The 16,650-nt window shown below is 67.2% G+C and carries 14 protein-coding genes and 1 other RNA gene; 7 read left to right on the forward strand and 8 right to left on the reverse strand.

The features are described from left to right. Positions 1–36: 36 nt before the first annotated feature. From msrA to CCZ27_RS01330, 3 genes are all read left to right on the forward strand, one after another. Complete coding sequence (gene msrA / locus CCZ27_RS01320) at positions 37–627, forward strand: peptide-methionine (S)-S-oxide reductase MsrA (RefSeq protein ID WP_096445010.1); 591 nt, start codon at positions 37–39, stop codon at positions 625–627. A gap of 52 nt (positions 628–679) precedes the next feature. Beyond that, complete coding sequence (locus tag CCZ27_RS01325) at positions 680–1,024, forward strand: FKBP-type peptidyl-prolyl cis-trans isomerase (protein ID WP_096445011.1); 345 nt, start codon at positions 680–682, stop codon at positions 1,022–1,024. A gap of 62 nt (positions 1,025–1,086) precedes the next feature. Continuing rightward, positions 1,087–1,602 (forward strand): Lrp/AsnC family transcriptional regulator, encoded by a 516-nt coding sequence (locus CCZ27_RS01330; RefSeq protein ID WP_232516521.1) that lies wholly within the window; start codon positions 1,087–1,089, stop codon positions 1,600–1,602. Positions 1,603–1,635: 33 nt separating this feature from the next. Here the strand turns inward: CCZ27_RS01330 and CCZ27_RS01335 are convergent, their stop codons facing one another. The 6 genes from CCZ27_RS01335 to ssrA form a co-directional block, all read right to left on the reverse strand. Next, on the reverse strand, positions 1,636–2,379 hold the full coding sequence (locus tag CCZ27_RS01335; protein WP_096445012.1) for an ABC transporter ATP-binding protein: 744 nt from the start codon (positions 2,377–2,379) through the stop codon (positions 1,636–1,638). Beyond that, positions 2,369–3,139 (reverse strand): ABC transporter ATP-binding protein, encoded by a 771-nt coding sequence (locus CCZ27_RS01340; protein WP_096445013.1) that lies wholly within the window; start codon positions 3,137–3,139, stop codon positions 2,369–2,371. Before CCZ27_RS01340 ends, CCZ27_RS01335 begins: the two co-directional genes overlap by 11 nt. Further along, positions 3,136–4,224 (reverse strand): ABC transporter permease subunit, encoded by a 1,089-nt coding sequence (locus CCZ27_RS01345; RefSeq protein WP_096445014.1) that lies wholly within the window; start codon positions 4,222–4,224, stop codon positions 3,136–3,138. Before CCZ27_RS01345 ends, CCZ27_RS01340 begins: the two co-directional genes overlap by 4 nt. Positions 4,225–4,243: 19 nt before the next feature. Next, positions 4,244–5,176 (reverse strand): branched-chain amino acid ABC transporter permease, encoded by a 933-nt coding sequence (locus CCZ27_RS01350; protein WP_096445015.1) that lies wholly within the window; start codon positions 5,174–5,176, stop codon positions 4,244–4,246. A 137-nt stretch (positions 5,177–5,313) separates the two neighbouring features. Further along, complete coding sequence (locus CCZ27_RS01355) at positions 5,314–6,450, reverse strand: branched-chain amino acid ABC transporter substrate-binding protein (RefSeq protein WP_096445016.1); 1,137 nt, start codon at positions 6,448–6,450, stop codon at positions 5,314–5,316. A gap of 389 nt (positions 6,451–6,839) precedes the next feature. Further along, positions 6,840–7,177, reverse strand: a transfer-messenger RNA (tmRNA) gene (gene ssrA, locus CCZ27_RS01360). 331 nt (positions 7,178–7,508) lie between these two features. Between ssrA and CCZ27_RS01365 the strand changes: the two genes are divergently transcribed. The 3 genes from CCZ27_RS01365 to CCZ27_RS01375 all read left to right on the forward strand — a co-directional run bounded on the left by CCZ27_RS01365 (position 7,509) and on the right by CCZ27_RS01375 (position 13,888). Continuing rightward, a complete protein-coding gene (locus CCZ27_RS01365; RefSeq protein ID WP_096445017.1) occupies positions 7,509–11,096 on the forward strand; it encodes an indolepyruvate ferredoxin oxidoreductase family protein in 3,588 nt (1,195 codons plus the stop codon). A gap of 144 nt (positions 11,097–11,240) precedes the next feature. After that, positions 11,241–12,290 (forward strand): Glu/Leu/Phe/Val dehydrogenase dimerization domain-containing protein, encoded by a 1,050-nt coding sequence (locus CCZ27_RS01370; RefSeq protein ID WP_096445018.1) that lies wholly within the window; start codon positions 11,241–11,243, stop codon positions 12,288–12,290. A 489-nt stretch (positions 12,291–12,779) separates the two neighbouring features. Beyond that, positions 12,780–13,888 (forward strand): IS3 family transposase gene (locus tag CCZ27_RS01375; RefSeq protein WP_096445019.1). Its coding sequence is split into 2 segments (ribosomal slippage): positions 12,780–13,038 and positions 13,038–13,888, totalling 1,110 coding nucleotides; the frame shifts between segments, so codons are not numbered across the junction. 116 nt (positions 13,889–14,004) lie between these two features. On the opposite strand, the gene CCZ27_RS23220 is transcribed toward CCZ27_RS01375, so the two are convergent. Together CCZ27_RS23220 and CCZ27_RS01380 are read right to left on the reverse strand one after the other, a co-directional pair. Continuing rightward, positions 14,005–14,748 carry a hypothetical protein gene (locus tag CCZ27_RS23220; protein ID WP_157748405.1) on the reverse strand — a complete coding sequence of 248 codons (744 nt, stop codon included), beginning with the start codon at positions 14,746–14,748 and terminating at the stop codon, positions 14,005–14,007. A 211-nt stretch (positions 14,749–14,959) separates the two neighbouring features. Continuing rightward, positions 14,960–15,442 (reverse strand): YbaK/EbsC family protein, encoded by a 483-nt coding sequence (locus CCZ27_RS01380; RefSeq protein ID WP_096445020.1) that lies wholly within the window; start codon positions 15,440–15,442, stop codon positions 14,960–14,962. Between the two features lie 153 nt (positions 15,443–15,595). On the opposite strand from CCZ27_RS01380, the gene CCZ27_RS01385 reads away from it, so the two are divergent. Then, positions 15,596–16,582: a transporter gene (locus CCZ27_RS01385; RefSeq protein ID WP_096445021.1), complete on the forward strand. Its 987-nt coding sequence runs from the start codon at positions 15,596–15,598 to the stop codon at positions 16,580–16,582. Positions 16,583–16,650: the final 68 nt, after the last annotated feature.

A 16,650-nucleotide genomic window follows, 5' to 3' on the forward strand; every position in this document is an offset into this window, starting at 1 on the left:
CGCGCCGTCCATCCCGATCCAACGGAGAGAACGACCATGACGAACACGACGACCGCGCCCGCCGGCGAACTGCCACCCCTGCCGGCTGCCGGGCACGAAACCGCGATCCTCGGCGGCGGATGCTTCTGGTGCCTGGAGGCGGTGTTCCAGCGCGTGGATGGGGTGCTGTCGGTGGAGTCCGGCTACAGCGGCGGCCTCGCCGAAGCGCCGACCTACCGCCAGGTGTGCACCGGCACCACCGGCCACGCCGAAGTGGTGAAGGTGGACTTCGATCCGGCGCGCATCGGCTACCGCGAGATCCTCGAGATCTTCTTCACCATCCACGATCCGACCACGCCGGACCGCCAGGGCAACGACGTCGGCCCGCAGTACCGCTCGGTGATCTTCGTCACCGGCAACGCCCAGCTCGAAACCGCGCTGGCGCTGATCGAGGAACTCGACCACGCCGGGCTGTGGCCGGAGCCCATCGTCACCGAGATCAAGCATGCCGACCTGTTCTGGCCGGCGGAGGAAGAGCACCGTAACTATTTCGCCGACAATCCCGAGCAGTCCTACTGCCGCTACGTGGTCGCGCCCAAGGTGGCCAAGTTCCGCCAGAAGTTCGCCGCGCGCTGGCGGGCGGATTGAGCGCGGCGGCGGGTAGAATGCCTGTCCTTTCATCCCCGAGCAGGAGACGCGCATGACCCAGACCACCACCGCCAGCGGCCTCGTCATCGACGACATCGAAACCGGCAGCGGCGACCTTGCCGAGAAGGGCAAGATGGTGTCGGTGCATTACACCGGCTGGCTGACCGACGGTACCAAGTTCGACTCCAGCAAGGACCGCAACGATCCGTTCAATTTCCCGCTCGGCGCCGGTCACGTGATCCGCGGCTGGGACGAGGGCGTGCAGGGCATGAAGGTGGGCGGCAGGCGCAAGCTGACGATCCCGCCGCAACTGGGCTACGGCTCTCGCGGCGCCGGCGGCGTGATCCCACCCAATGCCACGCTGGTGTTCGAGGTCGAACTGCTGAAGGTGCTCTGAGCGCAGGCGCCCGGCCGCTGCCGCGACAGCGGCGGCCGCGGGAAAACGACAGGGTGGGAGACATGAAACTCGATCCGGTGCAGCGGCGCATCCTCGCCCAGTTGCAGAAGGACTCGTCGATCAGCACGCAGGCGCTGGCCGACAAGGTGGGCCTGTCGGCATCGCCGTGCTGGCGGCGGGTGCGCGAGCTGGAGGAAGCGGGACTGATCCGCGGCTACGTGGCGCTGCTTGACCGCAGGAAGATCGGCCTGGACACCTGCGTGTGGGTGCGGGTCAAGCTCAGGAAGCACAGCGCCGACGTGCTCGAACGCTTCGAGCAGGCGGTGAAGAACTGCGACGAAGTGGTGGAGTGCTACGAACTGCTCGGCGAGACCGACTGCCTGCTCAAGCTCTACCTGCCCAACCTCGAGGCGCTGTCGACCTTCATGCACAACTTCCTGCTGAAGATCCCGAGGTGGACGTCACCCATTCCAGCGTGGCGCTGCGCGAGATCAAGAACGAGACGGCGCTGCCGCTGTAGGCGCGGCGGTGCCGTCCCGCGGCGCGGCCCACCGGACCAGCCGTCCGCTGCCGCGTGATGCGGCACCGGACCTCCCGGCCAGGCGGGGCGCTCAGGCGGCGAGCAGTTCCTCGCCCAGATAGGCGCTGCGCACCTTCGGGTCGCTCAGCAACTGGCGGCCGGTGCCGGTCAGCGTGATGCGCCCGCCGTCCATCACGTAGGCGCGTTCGCTGACTTCCAGCGCCAGGTTGGCGTTCTGCTCGACCAGCAGTACCGCCATGCCGTCACGGGTGATCGCATGGATCACCTCGAAGATCTTTTCCACCACCAGCGGCGCGAGGCCCATCGACGGCTCGTCGAGCAGCAGCACCTGCGGCCGCGACAGCAGCGCGCGGCCGATCGCGACCATCTGCTGCTCGCCGCCGGACAGCGTGCCGGCGGTCTGGTGCAGGCGTTCCTTGACGCGCGGCAGCAGCGCGAACACCTTCTCGATGTCGGCCGCGACGCCCTCCGGATCGCGGCGGGTGTAGGCGCCGGTGAGCAGGTTTTCCTCCACCGTCAGCCGGGTGAAGATGCCGCGTCCTTCGGGTACCAGCGCGAGGCCGCGGCGCAGCCGCAGGTGGGAGGGCAGGCGGCCGATCTCTTCGCCGCGGTGCAGGATCTCGCCGCCGCCGTGCGGTACCACGCCGGCCAGCGTGTTGAGCGTGGTCGTCTTGCCGGCGCCGTTGGCGCCGATCAGCGACACCAGTTCGCCTTCGCACAGGTGAAGGTCGATGCCCTTCACCGCCTGGATGCCGCCGTAGGCGACCTGCAGGTTGCGGACTTCGAGGATGGGGCGGGCGTTGTCAGTGGGCACGGTGGTCTCCCAGGTAGGCGCGGATCACGCCGGGGTCGCGCTGGACCTCGGCCGGAGTGCCTTCGGCGATCTTCTTGCCGAAGTCGAGGACGGCGACGCGGTCGCACAGCCCCATGATGAGCTTTACGTCGTGCTCGATCAGCAGCACGGTGATGCCGTCGGCGCGCAGCGTTTCGATCAGCGCGCGCAGGCCGGCGGTCTCGGTGGCGTTCATGCCGGCGGCGGGCTCGTCCAGCGCCAGCAGTTGCGGCTCGGTGGCGAGCGCGCGGGCGATCTCCAGCCGGCGCTGGTCGCCGTAGGACAGGTTGCGCGCCACCGTGTCGGCGTGGCGGCCGATGCCGACGTAGTCGAGGATCTCGAGCGCGCGCTCGGTCACCAGCTTTTCCTCCTCGCGCGCGGTGCGGCTCTGCGTCAGGATGCCCCACACTCCGGCACGGGTGCGGATGTGGTGGCCGGCCATGACGTTCTCGAGCGCGGTCAGGTCGCGGAACAGGCGGATGTTCTGGAAGGTGCGGGCAACGCCGTGGGCGACGATGCGGTGCGGCTTGCCGGCCGGCAGTTCGGTGCCGTTCATGACGAACTCGCCGCCGTCGATCGGGTAGGCGCCGGTGAGCACGTTGAAGAAGGTCGTCTTGCCGGCGCCGTTGGGGCCGATGAGGCCGTACACCTCGCCGCGGTGGATCTTCAGCGACACGTCGGTGAGCGCCTGCAGGCCGCCGAAGCGCTTGTTGACGGCGCGCGATTCGAGCAGGGTGATCATGCCTTCCTCCCTTCGCGGTGGGCATAGCGGGTGCGTGCGGGCAGCAGGCCGGCCGGGCGCCACAGCATCATCAGGATCATGGCCAGCGACAGCAGCAGCATGCGCAGGATCTCGGGGTCGAGCAGGGTCTTGCCGAAGAGCGCGGTCTGCAGCGGGATGGCGAAGTGGCGCAGCAGCTCGGGCAGCGCGGTGAGCACGACGGCGCCGAACACCACGCCGGCGAGGTTGCCCATGCCGCCGAGCACGACCATCGTCAGCACCACGATCGATTCCATCAGGCTGAAGCTCTCCGGGCTGACGAAGCCCTGGAAGGCGGCGAACAGCCCGCCCGACACGCCGCCGAAGGTGGCGCCCAGCGCGAAGGCGAGCAGCTTCATCATGCGCGTGTCGATGCCGATCGCCTTGGCCGCCAGTTCGTCCTCGCGGATCGCCGCCCACGCCCGGCCGATGCGCGAGATCTGCAGCCGCCGCACCAGCACCAGCGCGATCGCCACCGCGCCGAGGAAGGCGTAGTAGTACAGCACCAGCGACGGCACCTGCATGCCGAACAGGTCCAGGTTGCGCGACAGGTCGATGCCGGCGACGCTCAGCGGGTCGATCATGTCGATGCCCTGCGGGCCGTTGGTGATGTTGATCGGCTGGTTCAGGTTGTTCATGAAGATGCGGATGATCTCGCCGAAGCCCAGCGTCACGATCGCCAGGTAGTCGCCGCGCAGGCGCAGCGTCGGAAAGCCGAGCGCGATGCCGGCCAGCGCCGCGAAGGCCGCGCCCAGCGGCAGCACGATCCAGAACGGCAGGTGGATGCCGAAGTGCGGCGAGGCGAGAAAGGCCCAGGTGTAGGCGCCGACCGCGTAGAAGGCGATGTAGCCCAGGTCCAGCAGGCCGGCGAAGCCCACCACCAGGTTGAGGCCGATCGCCAGCAGCACGTAGAGCAGCGCGAAGTCGAGTATGCGCACCCAGCTTGCGCCAAAGGCCAGGGCGGCGAGCGGTGCGGCCAGCGCCAGCACGATCAGGAGCGGCTGCTGCAGGCGCAGGTCGAGCGGAAAGCCGGCCGCGCGCGGCAGGGTCGTGGAAGTCGAGGTCATGGATGCGTTTCCTGTCGGGTCAGGCGCGGTCGGCGACACGTTCGCCGAGCAGGCCCGAGGGGCGGAAGACGAGCACGGCGCCGAGGATCATGAAGGCGAAGATGTCCTGGTAGCTCGAGTTGAGGAAGCCGAACGAGAGGTGCTCGATGTAGCCGGCGCCGAAGCTCTCGACCAGTCCGAGCACCAGGCCGCCGACCATCGCGCCGGGCAGGTTGCCGATGCCGCCGAGCACCGCCGCGGTGAAGGCTTTGAGCCCCGGGGTGAAGCCCATGCTGTAGTGCGCGATGGCGTAGTTGGAGGCGAACAGCACGCCGGCCAGCGCCGCCAGCCCCGAGCCGATGATGAAGGTGGCGGCGATCACGCCGTTGGCGTTGATGCCCATCAGCCCGGCGACGCGGTGGTTCTCGGCGGTGGCCCGCATCGCGCGGCCCAGCCGGCTCTTGTTCACCAGCAGCATCAGGCCGCCCATCAGCGCGAAGGCGACGACGATGGTGAACACCTGCATCGGCGACACGATGACGCCTTCGACCGGCTGCATCGGCGCGGTGTCGATCAGTTGCGGGAAGACGTGGAACTCGCGCCCCCAGATGATCATCGCCAGCGTCTGCAGCAGGAAGGACACGCCGATCGCGGTGATCAGCGGCGCCAGCCGCGGCGCGCTGCGCAGCCGCCGGTAGCCGATGCGCTCGATCAGGTAGCCCAGCGCCATGCAGGCCGGCACCGCGACCGCGACGCCGGCGAGCAGCAGCACCAGCGGCGGCAGCCCGGGCACCGCCGAGGACAGGAAGAGGATGGTCTGCAGCGCCACCAGCGCGCCGACCATGACGATTTCGCCGTGGGCGAAGTTGATCAGTCCGAGGATGCCATAGACCATCGTGTAGCCGAGGGCGACGAGCGCGTAGATGCTGCCCGCCACCAGGCCGTTGAGCATTTGCTGCAGGAAGGTTTCCATCGTTTCACCCTGATGGACGGCGGGCGCCGTCGTGGATATGGATGAGTGCGCCCGCAGCGCCCGCCGCGGGGCGGGTGCCGGAGTCGCAATGCAGGGAGCCGGCCGGCGCGGGAGGAGGGCGCCGGCCCGTCGGAGACTTACTGCAGGGTCTGCAGCGGGGCCCAGCGGCCGGCGCTGAAGTTGGAGACGGTGATGGCGCCGCCCTTGATGTCGCCGCTCTGGTCGAAGGCCAGCGGGCCGGTCACGCCCTGCAGGGCGAGGGTCTTCAGGACGGGCTGGTACTTCGCCGGCTCGACCGAACCAGCCGCCTTCATCGCTTCGATCAGCGCCATCGTGGCGTCGTACGAATACGGCGCATAAACGTGGATGTCGTTGCCGTAGCGCTGCTTGAACTGGGTGCGGAAGGCGCTGCCGCCCGGCATCTTGTCGAGCGGGATGCCGGCCTGCGTGCAGTAGGTCGCGGCCGACAGCGCGTCGCCCGCCATCTTGATCATCTCGCCGGTGCAGCCGCCGTCGCCGGTGAGGAACTTGGCGGTGAGGCCGAGCTGCTTCATCTGCCGCGTCAGCGGCGCGGACTGCGAGTCCATGCCGCCGTAGAACACCACGTCCGGATTGGTCGCCCGCACCTTGGTGAGGATGGCCATGAAGTCGGTCGCCTTGTCGTTGGTGAATTCGCGCCCGACGATCTGGCCGCCGGCGGCCTTCACCGCGTTGGCGAAGGCATCGGCCAGGCCCTGGCCGTAGGCGGTGCGGTCGTCGATCACCGCGATCTTCGCCGCCTTCAACTGCTCCACCGCGTAGCGGCCCAGCGCGTTGCCCTGCTGCAGATCGTTGGCGATGACGCGGAAGGTCATCTTGTAGCCCTGCTGGGTGAGCTTCGGGCTGGTCGAGGACGGCGTGATCATCGGGATGCCGGCGTTTTCGTAGATGCGCGCGGCCGGCACCGAGGCGCCGGAGGTCACATGGCCGACGACGCCCTTCACGCCGGCGTCGGTCAGGCGCTGGGCGACCGTCGTGGCGGTGCGCGGATCGGCCTGGTCGTCCTCGCTGACGAGTTCGAACTTCACCGTGTCGCCGCCGATCTGCAGCTTCTTCGCGTTGGCGTCCTCGATCGCGAGGCGGGCTCCGTTCTCGCCATCCTTGCCGAACGCGGCGGCCGGGCCGCTGAGCGGGCCGGCGTGGCCGATGCGCACGATGACTTCCTTGGCGTGGGCGGCGCCGGCAGTGGCGAAGCTGGCGGCGGCCAGCGCGATGAACAGCTTGTTCGATTGCATTGTGTGTCTCCTCCTCGTGGGCGGCGGTGCGCGCTAGGGCCTGACAGGCATGCGGAGACGGATGGACTGCGGCCGCACGCGCGGCAGCCGCCGGATCCACGATGGTTTGTCTCCTGCCTGTATTTTTTCCCGCAGCCACTCGTGGGGTGTCTGCGAGGTGAGGCATGGTAAGGAGGAGCGCGCGGAATTGTTTTTCGTTGAAAGGCTGTGTTTATCGCGCCAGAAGAAAAATTTTGCCTGCTCGCGGTGGAATCCCGCCAGATCGTTCCGGATGCCGCTGGCGCGCCGCAACATTGCGCCTGCGGCGACGCGATTCGCCGTGCCGTTGCGGGCAGATTTGCGGGTGGGGCCGAGGTGGCCGGCTGGACGAAAAAGGCCGACCGTAGACGTGACGACGGGGACCGAAGTCCCCGCCGGCTTTTCTTTGGTAACAAGGCTCAAGCGGCCTCGGCATCGGCCTTAGGCGGCCAGTGCGAAACGCTCATCGTTGGCGTTTGTGGTTTTGCGCGGATTACGTCCGTCGCCTCTCGGGTTGCCTGCTCACCCTTGCCCGCCCTGTCGAGACCAGGTCAGCCCCCTCAGAAGAAAACGCAGCGTTGTCGCCGTGCCTTCTTCTGGTGGAGCTGGGGGGAATCGAACCCCCGTCCAGAACGTCTCCGGTTTGCCGGAATTACAACCATGCCTGCATTGTGGGGGCGTACCCGCCGGCTTTCAAGCCCTCGCGTCCTCATCCGGCTTCTTGCCGCCCCGGAATCCGTAACCCGATGCGACGACGGCGCGGCGGAAAGCGCGGGTTCCGGGGGCGGATGTTGCACTGCATCGTCGGCGTAGCTTCATCGTGTTTCGCGGCGGCGGGCCTGCGCGAAAAAATTTTTCCGCCGGAAACGGATTTGCGCCGCATCGAGGAAATTTTCCGCCGCCGCTTCTCCGTACGATGCCACCTCGCCGTTCGATGCCGAGGACGAGCGCCAAGACCAACCACACAGGAGACAACGTCGGCAGGCCCGATGCCCGTGCCAACAGCGCGGCGCGCCGGTTCCGCGACGGTTCACGCCACCATGTCGAACACACTGCCCCCCGTCACCCTCGACGACAAGTACACCCTGCAATCCGGCCGCGCCTGGATGACCGGCATCCAGGCCCTGGTGCGCCTGCCGATGATGCAGAAGATGCGCGACCAGGCCGCCGGGCTGAACACCGCCGGCTTCGTCACCGGCTACCGCGGCTCGCCGCTGGGCAACGTCGACCAGGAATTCTGGAAGGCGAAGAAGTTCCTCGAACCGATGGACATCCGCTTCCAGCCCGGCCTCAACGAAGACCTGGCCGCCACCGCGGTGTGGGGCACGCAGCAGGTCGACCTCGACCCCAACGCCACGTACGACGGCGTGTTCTCGATCTGGTACGGCAAGGGCCCGGGCGTGGACCGCACCGGCGACGTGTTCCGCCACGCCAACGCGGCGGGCACCTCGAAGCACGGCGGCGTGCTGGTCATCGCCGGCGACGACCATGCGGCCAAGTCTTCCACCCTGCCGCACCAGACCGAGCACGTGTTCAAGGCGCTGATGATGCCGGTGCTGGCGCCGGCCGGCATCCAGGAATACCTGGAATACGGCCTGCACGGCTTCGCGCTGTCGCGCTACTCGGGCTGCTGGGTGGCATTCAAGGCGCTCACCGATACGGTGGAAACGTCCTCGTCGGTGGATGTCGACCCCTTCAAGGTGCAGACGGTGATCCCCTCGGCGGAGGAATTCCCGCTGCCCGCCGACGGCCTCAACCTGCGCTGGCCCGATCCGCCGCTGGTGCAGGAAAAGCGCCTGCTGCACCACAAGCTGTACGCCGCGCTCGCCTACTGCCGCGCCAACCGGCTCAACCGCACCATCATCGACAGCCCGAACGCCAGGCTGGGCATCATCACCAGCGGCAAGAGCTACCTCGACGTGCGCCAGGCGCTGGAAGACCTCGGCATCGACGAAGCGGTGGCCGCCGAGATCGGCCTGCGGGTGTACAAGGTCGGCATGGTGTGGCCGCTGGAAGCCGAGGGCGTGCGCCGGTTCGCCGACGGCCTAGACGAAATCCTCGTCATCGAGGAGAAGCGCCAGTTCCTCGAATACCAGTTGAAGGAAGAGCTGTACAACTGGAAGGAAAACGTGCGCCCGCGCGTGATCGGCAAGTTCGACGAGAAGGGCGAATGGGCCCTGCCGCACTCTGACTGGCTGCTGCCGGCCGCCGGCGAACTGACCCCGGCGATGGTCGCGCGTGCGATCGCCGCCCGCATCGCGCGCTTCTACACCTCGGACCGCATCAAGGCGCGGCTGGTGTTCCTGGAAGCCAAGGAAGCCGCGCTCGCCAGGCCGCGGTTGTCGATCTCGCGCGTGCCGCACTACTGCTCCGGCTGCCCGCACAACACCTCGACCAGGGTGCCGGAGGGTTCGCGCGCCATCGCCGGCATCGGCTGCCACTACATGGCGACCTGGCTGTCGCCGGAAAGCACGCAGACCTTCTGCCAGATGGGCGGCGAGGGCGTGCCCTGGGTCGGCCAGGCGCCGTTCACCCGCACGCCACACGTGTTCGCCAACCTCGGCGACGGCACCTACATGCACTCGGGCATCCTCGCCATCCGCGCGGCGGTGGCGGCGAAGGTGAACATCACCTACAAGGTCCTGTACAACGACGCGGTGGCGATGACCGGCGGCCAGCCGCACGACGGCACGCTGTCGGTGCCCATCATCGCGCGCCAGTTGCTGGCCGAGGGCGTTGGCACGGTGGTCGTCGTCAATGACGGCACGCCGCGCGCCTACGGCCCGGCCGACCTGCCGCACGGCATCCCCGTCCGCCACCGCGACGAGCTGGATGCCGTACAGCGCGAACTGCGCGAAGTGCCGGGCGTCACCGCCATCATCTACGACCAGACCTGCGCCGCCGAGAAGCGCCGCCGGCGCAAGCGCGGCAAGTTCCCCGACCCGGCGCAGCGCGTGGTGATCAACGACCTCGTGTGCGAGGGCTGCGGCGACTGCAGCGAAAAGTCGAACTGCATGTCGGTGGGCTCGGTGGAGACCGAGTTCGGCCGCAAGCGCGCGATCGACCAATCGTCCTGCAACAAGGATTTCTCCTGCGTGAAGGGCTTTTGCCCGAGCTTCGTCACCATCGAGGGCGGCAAGCTCAGGAAGGGCAAGGCAGTGGGCGCCGCCGCCGCGGCCTTCGCCGAACTGCCGCTGCCGCAACTGCCTTCGACCGCGGCGCCGTGGGGCATCCTCATCACCGGCGTCGGCGGCACCGGCGTGGTGACCATCGGCGCGCTGCTGGGCATGGCCGCGCACCTGGAAGGCAAGGGCATCTCGGTGCTCGACATGGCGGGGCTGGCGCAGAAGGGCGGCGCGGTGTGGTCGCACGTGCGCATCGCCGACCGGCCCGGGCAGCTCCATGCCGCCCGCGTCGCCGCCGGCGAGGCCAATGCGGTGATCGGCTGCGACCTGGTGGTGGCCGCCGGCGACGAATCGCTCGCCAAGATGCGCGCCGGCCATACCCGGGTGGTGATCAACGCCGACCAGACCATGACCAGCGAATTCGTGCGCGGCTTTGCCGCCCAGGCCCGCACCGGCGACGTCTCGGCGCACCCCGATCCGCAGTTCCCCGCCGGATCGATGGAGGCGCAGATCGTCGATGCCGTGGGCGCGGACAATGCCGAATTCATCGACGCCACGCGGCTCGCCACCGCGCTGCTGGGCGACTCCATCGCCACCAACCTGTTCATGCTCGGCTACGCCTGGCAGAAGGGGCTGGTGCCGCTGGCGGGCGAATCCATCCTGCGCGCCATCGAGATCAACGGCGCCGCGGTGGAAGCCAACAAGGCCGCCTTCCTGTGGGGCCGCCGCGCGGCGGTGGACCTGCGGGCGGTGAGCGCGGCCGCGCGGCCGCAGCACGGCACGCCGGCGCACCACGAACTGTCGCAGAGCCTCGACGAACTGATCGCGCGGCGCATGGCGCATCTGGCCGACTACCAGGACGCCGCCTACGCCGAGCGCTACGCGCGGCTGGTCGAGCGCGTGCGTGCCGCCGAGGCGCGCGTGGCGCCGGGCATCACGCTGCTCACCGAGGCAGTGGCGCGCGGCTACCATAAGCTGCTCGCCTACAAGGACGAGTACGAAGTGGCCCGCCTCTACACCGACAGCGATTTCCTGAAGCGCGTCGACGAACAGTTCGAGGGCGACTACAAGCTCGTCTTCCACCTCGCACCGCCGACGCTGGCGGCGAAGGACCCGCAGAGCGGCGAACTGCAGAAGAAGGCGTACGGCCCGTGGATGCTGAAGGCGATGCGCGTGCTGGCGAAGTTCCGCCGCCTGCGCGGCAGCATGCTCGACCCCTTCGCCCGCAGCCACGACCGCAAGCTCGATCGCGAACTGATCGCCGGCTACGAGCGGGTGGTCGACGAAATCCTCGCCGGCCTGGAACTCGCCAGCCACGAGACGGCGGTGGAACTCGCCTCCATCCCCGAGCAGATCCGCGGCTTCGGCCACGTGCGCGAGCGCTACCTGGCGCACGCCCGCAGGCGCGAGGCGGCGCTGCTCGACGCCTTCCGCCGCAAGGCGCACGCCGCCGGCGAGGCCCCGGCGCGGCCGCGCAAGATCATCCCGGTGTTCGCCGGCTGACCGGGCCGGAGCGCACCGGCCCGAACTCCCCGGAGCGCGCCGCCACGAGCGGGCCGTGCCCGGGGAGCCCCCGCAGGCGAAGGGCATCCCCTTCCGCACCTTCGCCGCATCCACCACGCCATCCCACAAGGAAAGGAGACAAGCATGGCCGTTTTTTCCCAGATCGATTTCGCCGACCACGAGCAGGTCGTCTTCGTCAGCGACGACAAGAGCGGACTCAAGGCGATCATCACCATCCACAATTCCAACCTCGGGCCCGCGCTCGGCGGCTGCCGCATGTGGCCGTATGCCACCGAGGACGAGGCGATCCGCGACGTGCTGCGCCTGTCGCGCGGCATGACCTACAAGTCGGCGATGGCCAACCTGAAGCTGGGCGGCGGCAAGTCGGTCATCATCGGCAACCCGCGCACGCAGAAGACCCCCGAACTGCTGGCCGCCTTCGCCCGCGCGCTGGAGCAGCTCGGCGGCCGCTACATCGCCGCCGAGGATTCGGGCACCAGCGTGGCCGACATCAAGTACATGGCGCAATTCACCCGCCACGTCGCCGGCATCGTCGACAAGCCCACCGATGACGGCATGCGCAGCGGCGACCCGTCGCCCGCCACCGCGTACGGCGTGTTCGTCGGCATCAAGGCGGCGGCCCGGGAGCGGCTCGGCCGCGATTCCCTCGAAGGTCTGCGCATCGCGGTGCAGGGCGTGGGCAACGTCGGTTTCGACCTCGCCCGCCAGTTGAAGGACGCCGGCGCCGAGCTGTGGGTCACCGACATCCACCGCGAGTCGCTGACCGCCGCGGCGCGCGACCTCGGTGCCACCGTCGTCGCGCCGGAGGACATCTTCGGGCTGGATGTCGACATCTTCGCGCCGTGCGCGCTGGGCGCCGTCATCAACGACGACACCATCCCGCAACTCAAGGCGAAGATCGTCGCCGGCGCCGCCAACAACCAGCTCGCCGAGGCCCGCCACGGCGCCGAACTGTTCCGCCGCGGCATCCTCTACGCGCCCGACTACGTCATCAACGCCGGCGGAATCATCGACGTGTACCACGAGCGCACCGGCTTCGACCGCGCCGCGCTGCTCAGGCACATCGAAGGCATCTACGACAACCTGATGGAAGTGTTCGAGCGCGCCCGCGAAGAAGAGCGCCCGACCGGCGAAGTGGCCGACACCATCGCCGAGGAGCGCTTCACGCGCTGATCGCCTGCGGTATTCGCGGTTGCGGACGGGAGCCGGTGTGGCTCCCGTTTTTTATGTGTACGTCGTTCTGCGGTACTGCCTGAGTTTCTCATCTGCGCTCACGGGCATGACGCTCCGCGCCTACCTTGCCGGTGCCGTCATCGCCGCGGGAGGATCAATGGCCACGCCAATAAGAACGCCCGATGGACGTGCCTTCGGGGCTCGGAAAGGTTCCGGGCACTGTTTTGCGTGGTCTCTTCACTTGACGAGCAGCCATTGTGGATGGTGTCGGCCTTGAGGCTGGCGTCGTCGGGAAGTGAGATGGCGGTTAGTTGGCTGATTTTGCCTGCGGAAACTTGAGTGGCGGTTCCTCGGCCGGAGCGGTCGTTCAACGCTCGACTCCCGAATTACCGATATCGGCCAAAGCTGTCACCTGTCGCACTGACCTGCCCCCGACTTTTCGGACCAGTTGAAACCTGAGAGGATGGCTTCGATGAAGAAGGGGAAGTCATGCGCAAGAGTCGTTTTTCAGAAGAGCAGATGGTGAAGATTCTGCGGGAGGCAGATCGCTTGCCGGTGGCGGAGGTGTCGAAGAAGCACGGCGTGAGCGAGCAGACGATCTACACGTGGCGCAAGCGCTTTGGTGCGATGAACGCGGACGAGGTCAAACGGCTGCGGCAGTTGGAAGCGGAGAACGCGCGACTCAAGAAGATGGTGGCCGATCGGGACCTGGAGATCGACGTCATGAAGGAGATCGCGGCAAAAAAATGGTGAGCACCTGGGCACGCCGAGCGCAGGTGCATTATGCGGTCAGGCGAGGTATCTCGCAGCGCCGGGCGTGCGCGCTGATGTCGGTGTCGCGCTCGACGCTGGGCTACGCGTCGTGCCTGGACGAACGCGATCGTCCGCTGATCGGCCAGTTGCGACGCTTGGCGGCCCAGTACCCACGCTACGGCTATCGGCGCATTCGCATCTTTCTGCGCCGGGCCGGATACCACTTGAGCACCGGCCGCACCTGGCGGCTGTGGCGCAAGGCCGGCCTGCAGGTGCCGCGCAAGCGTCCCCGGCGTCGGGTTGCCAGTCAGCGCGATCAGGTACAGCGAGCTTCACGGATGAACGGGATCTGGGCCTACGACTTCGTCTTCGACACCTGCGCCAACGGACAGCCCATCAAGTGCCTGACGGTGATCGATGAGCACACGCGCGAGGCACTGGCGATCGATGTGGCCGGCAGCATCCGCTCCGAGCGCGTCATCGAAGTGTTGAGCCGCTTGATCAGCGAGCGCGGTGCGCCCAAGGCACTGCGTTCGGACAACGGTCCGGAGTTTGTCTCGGCCCGGCTACTTCAGTGGGCGAGCGATCAGGGATTGCAGATGGCGTTGTCGCAGCCGGGCAAACCCTGGCAGAACGGCACCGACGAGAGTTTCAACGGCAAGCTACGGGATGAATGCCTGTCCATGGAGTATTTTCGTAACCGCCTTGAAGCACGCGTGCTGATCGAGCAGTGGCGCCGCCATTACAATGAAGTTCGACCGCATTCGGCGCTGGGCTACCTGACCCCGGCGCAGTTCGTTCAGAATCAGTCAGGCAACCACCACCAAGCCATCCCTCTCACGTAATTCGTGGTCCGAAGAATCAGGGCAGGTCAGCACGCTATCAGGGCACAGTGCATTGCAGGGGTTGGCGCAGAGAAAATGGTGCCGTGGAGTAATTTATGGCATGAAATCTTGATTCATCAAACTTCTCGCAAATTCTCCAACCACTTAGCTGCCAATCGGCGAACAAAGCTCTCCGCCTCAGCTTTCGACATTGGCTTGGCACTTTTCGGGGTATCGTCATATGCGTGGCGCGCCCAGTCACCTGAGACAGCCGAATTGTGAACTGCGTCCCCGAATCTTTGAAACTCGTCGGCTGAGATGCCGAACTGTGTGTGAAAGGCTTTCCTGTTCTTAGGGTGCCCCTCAGCGAGTTCATATATTTTATACAACGTAGAACCAGTCTGGTTTTTCTTTGAGAGAAGATCAAGTACCTTCGCAGCGTTTTCGTTACGAAAAGCAGGTTCAAGCCTCGCTCTCTGACGCTCAAGTGCCGTCTGATACTCTTTCTCCGCCTGCTGCTCCCACCAAACTGCGAGTGCGTGCTCACTTAGTTCACATGGAGGCCCAATCGTCATAGTAGAAGTTCCTCCCTGTATTCGTATCACTCCCGATTGAGCCTCGAGAAAAGCGTGGCGCCTCGGTGGATAGCATGAAAACTCCAAGACGGCGCCCAACTGAAACGTCGAATCGATATCCGCGGGTCCTTGCATAGCGGTTCTAATTTCCTTCGCGAGTTCGAACGCGTCAGCGGCAGTCGAGCACATTTCCATTTTCTCTGAGGTGATTGCCGGATAATCGGTCGTCTCGATGACGTCGAATCCAAGGCCGCCCAGTAAGTCCTTCAGATTTCTCAACTCAAGGCTTGTTCTTTGAATTTCCACCGCCCATCTCATAAATCCTACAGCTCCATTGTTTGTAATTGCGTGAACGCGAGAAATGTAAGGGCAAACGACCGACTATGGAGGACAGTAGGCCCCCTGCCTGACCGTCCGCTTCGGCCGAACCCCAGACATTGAGAACACAGCCAACAGCCATAAGAAAAGGATGCGGCATAACCCCGGCCACAGCCGGCTCCCAACGCCAGGCAGAAGCCTACTGCCGAACGTCCAGCCACTCCGCGCCAGTCAACTGCCTGAGTTGCGCCGGTGTCAGCGGGAACACCGAGAACGGTGTGCCGGCGGCGGCCCAGAGGGTGTCGAAGCGCTGCAGGTCTTCGTCCAGCAGCAGCTTCACCGGCTGCGCGTGGCCGAGCGGGGCGACGCCGCCGATGGCGTAGCCGGTTGCGCTGCGCACGAAATCGGCGTCGGCGCGGGCCAGGGGTTCGGCTACCAGTGCCGCCACCTTGGCCTCGCTGACGCGGTTGTCGCCGCTGGCGACGACGACGATCGCCTGGCCGCTGCGTTCGCCGCGGAAGATGATGGACTTGGCGATTTCGGCCACCGAGCAGCCGATTGCCGCGGCGGCGTCGGCGCTGGTGCGGGTGGGTTGTTCGAACTCGACGACGCGGGTGTCGATGCCGGCGTCGGCGAGAAGCTGTGCGGTGCGCAGGGCGGTGGGATGCTGGGCGGGTTTCATCGGTGCGCTCGGGGTCGAAACCCGCAATGGTAGCGTCCCCGCAAGCGGGGAGGCCACGGCGGCGGCCGGGCAGGGCGGGTGCGACTTCGCGCCGCATGTGCGCGGCATGGCCTGCTTGCTAAATTGGCGCTCCCCAAGTGGAACCGAGGAGCCATGGTGCCCGACGACTCGAACCCGAAGCGCCTCGCGCGCCTGTCCCTGCTGTGCGTCGCGGGCGCGGTTTCGCCCGCCGCGGTCGCGTCCTGCGGGCAGGCGTTTTGCTCCATCAACACCAACTGGCATGCGCAGGGGGTATGGACGGAGCCGGGCATGCGGCTGGACCTGCAGTACCAGTTCATCGACCAGGACCAGCCGCGCGCCGGCACGCGCGACGTGTCCGCCGGGGAGGTGAGCCGCCACCACGACGAGATCCGCACGATCAACCGCAACTGGCTGGGCACCCTGGACTACGCCATCGACCCGCGCTGGGGTGTGTCGTTCACGCTGCCGCTCACAAACCGCAGCCACTCGCACGTCCACAATCATCACGAGCACGGCGGCGGCGTGTCGCACGAGACGCAGGCGTGGAACTTCACCCGCATCGGCGACCTGCGCGTGGTCGGCCGCTACCAGTTCATGGGCGACGGCACGTCGCCGAGTGCGGGCATCAACTTCGGCCTGAAGCTGCCCACCGGCAGCCGCAAGGTCGAGAACGGCGACGGCGAGCGCGCGGAGCGGAGCCTGCAGCCCGGCACCGGTACGACGGATGCCATCGTCGGCGCGTGGTATCGGCTGCCCCTCGACGAAGGCGATTCGGCCCTGTTCGCGCAGGCGCTGGCGCAGGTGGCCATGGGAGAGAGCGACGGCTTTTGCCCCGGCAACCAGTACAGCCTGGATGTCGGCTGGCAGCGGCAGTTGGCGCCCCGCTGGGCGGCCTTCGTGCAGGCGAACTTCCAGTGGCGCGGCCGCGACCGCGGCAGCGAGGCCGAGCCGGAGGACAGCGGCTCGCGCAAGCTGTTCCTCGGCCCTGGCCTCGGTTACGCGATCGCGCGCGATTTCCAGGTCTATGCCTTCGTCCAGTTGCCGGTCCATCAGCATGTGAACGGCGTGCAGCTCACGGCGGACTGGGCGGCGCTGCTGGGCCTCAGCAAGTCCTTCTAGCTCCGCGCGGCCGTCGCGGCGCCGTCCGTGGCGGGTTCCCCGCCCGGGGAGCCGCGGAGCCGGTCCGG

This window comes from Thauera sp. K11 (assembly GCF_002354895.1).
GTDB classification, from domain to species: domain Bacteria; phylum Pseudomonadota; class Gammaproteobacteria; order Burkholderiales; family Rhodocyclaceae; genus Thauera; species Thauera sinica.

Excerpts from the sequence above, each read along its gene's own strand:
- msrA (WP_096445010.1), top strand. The coding sequence starts at position 37 with ATGACGAACACGACGACCGCGCCCGCCGGCGAACTGCCACCCCTGCCG.
- CCZ27_RS01325 (WP_096445011.1), top strand. The coding sequence starts at position 680 with ATGACCCAGACCACCACCGCCAGCGGCCTCGTCATCGACGACATCGAA.
- CCZ27_RS01330 (WP_232516521.1), top strand. The coding sequence starts at position 1,087 with ATGAAACTCGATCCGGTGCAGCGGCGCATCCTCGCCCAGTTGCAGAAG.
- CCZ27_RS01340 (WP_096445013.1), bottom strand. The coding sequence starts at position 3,139 with ATGATCACCCTGCTCGAATCGCGCGCCGTCAACAAGCGCTTCGGCGGC.
- CCZ27_RS01345 (WP_096445014.1), bottom strand. The coding sequence starts at position 4,224 with ATGACCTCGACTTCCACGACCCTGCCGCGCGCGGCCGGCTTTCCGCTC.
- CCZ27_RS01350 (WP_096445015.1), bottom strand. The coding sequence starts at position 5,176 with ATGGAAACCTTCCTGCAGCAAATGCTCAACGGCCTGGTGGCGGGCAGC.
- CCZ27_RS01355 (WP_096445016.1), bottom strand. The coding sequence starts at position 6,450 with ATGCAATCGAACAAGCTGTTCATCGCGCTGGCCGCCGCCAGCTTCGCC.
- CCZ27_RS01365 (WP_096445017.1), top strand. The coding sequence starts at position 7,509 with ATGTCGAACACACTGCCCCCCGTCACCCTCGACGACAAGTACACCCTG.
- CCZ27_RS01370 (WP_096445018.1), top strand. The coding sequence starts at position 11,241 with ATGGCCGTTTTTTCCCAGATCGATTTCGCCGACCACGAGCAGGTCGTC.
- CCZ27_RS01380 (WP_096445020.1), bottom strand. The coding sequence starts at position 15,442 with ATGAAACCCGCCCAGCATCCCACCGCCCTGCGCACCGCACAGCTTCTC.
- CCZ27_RS01385 (WP_096445021.1), top strand. The coding sequence starts at position 15,596 with ATGGTGCCCGACGACTCGAACCCGAAGCGCCTCGCGCGCCTGTCCCTG.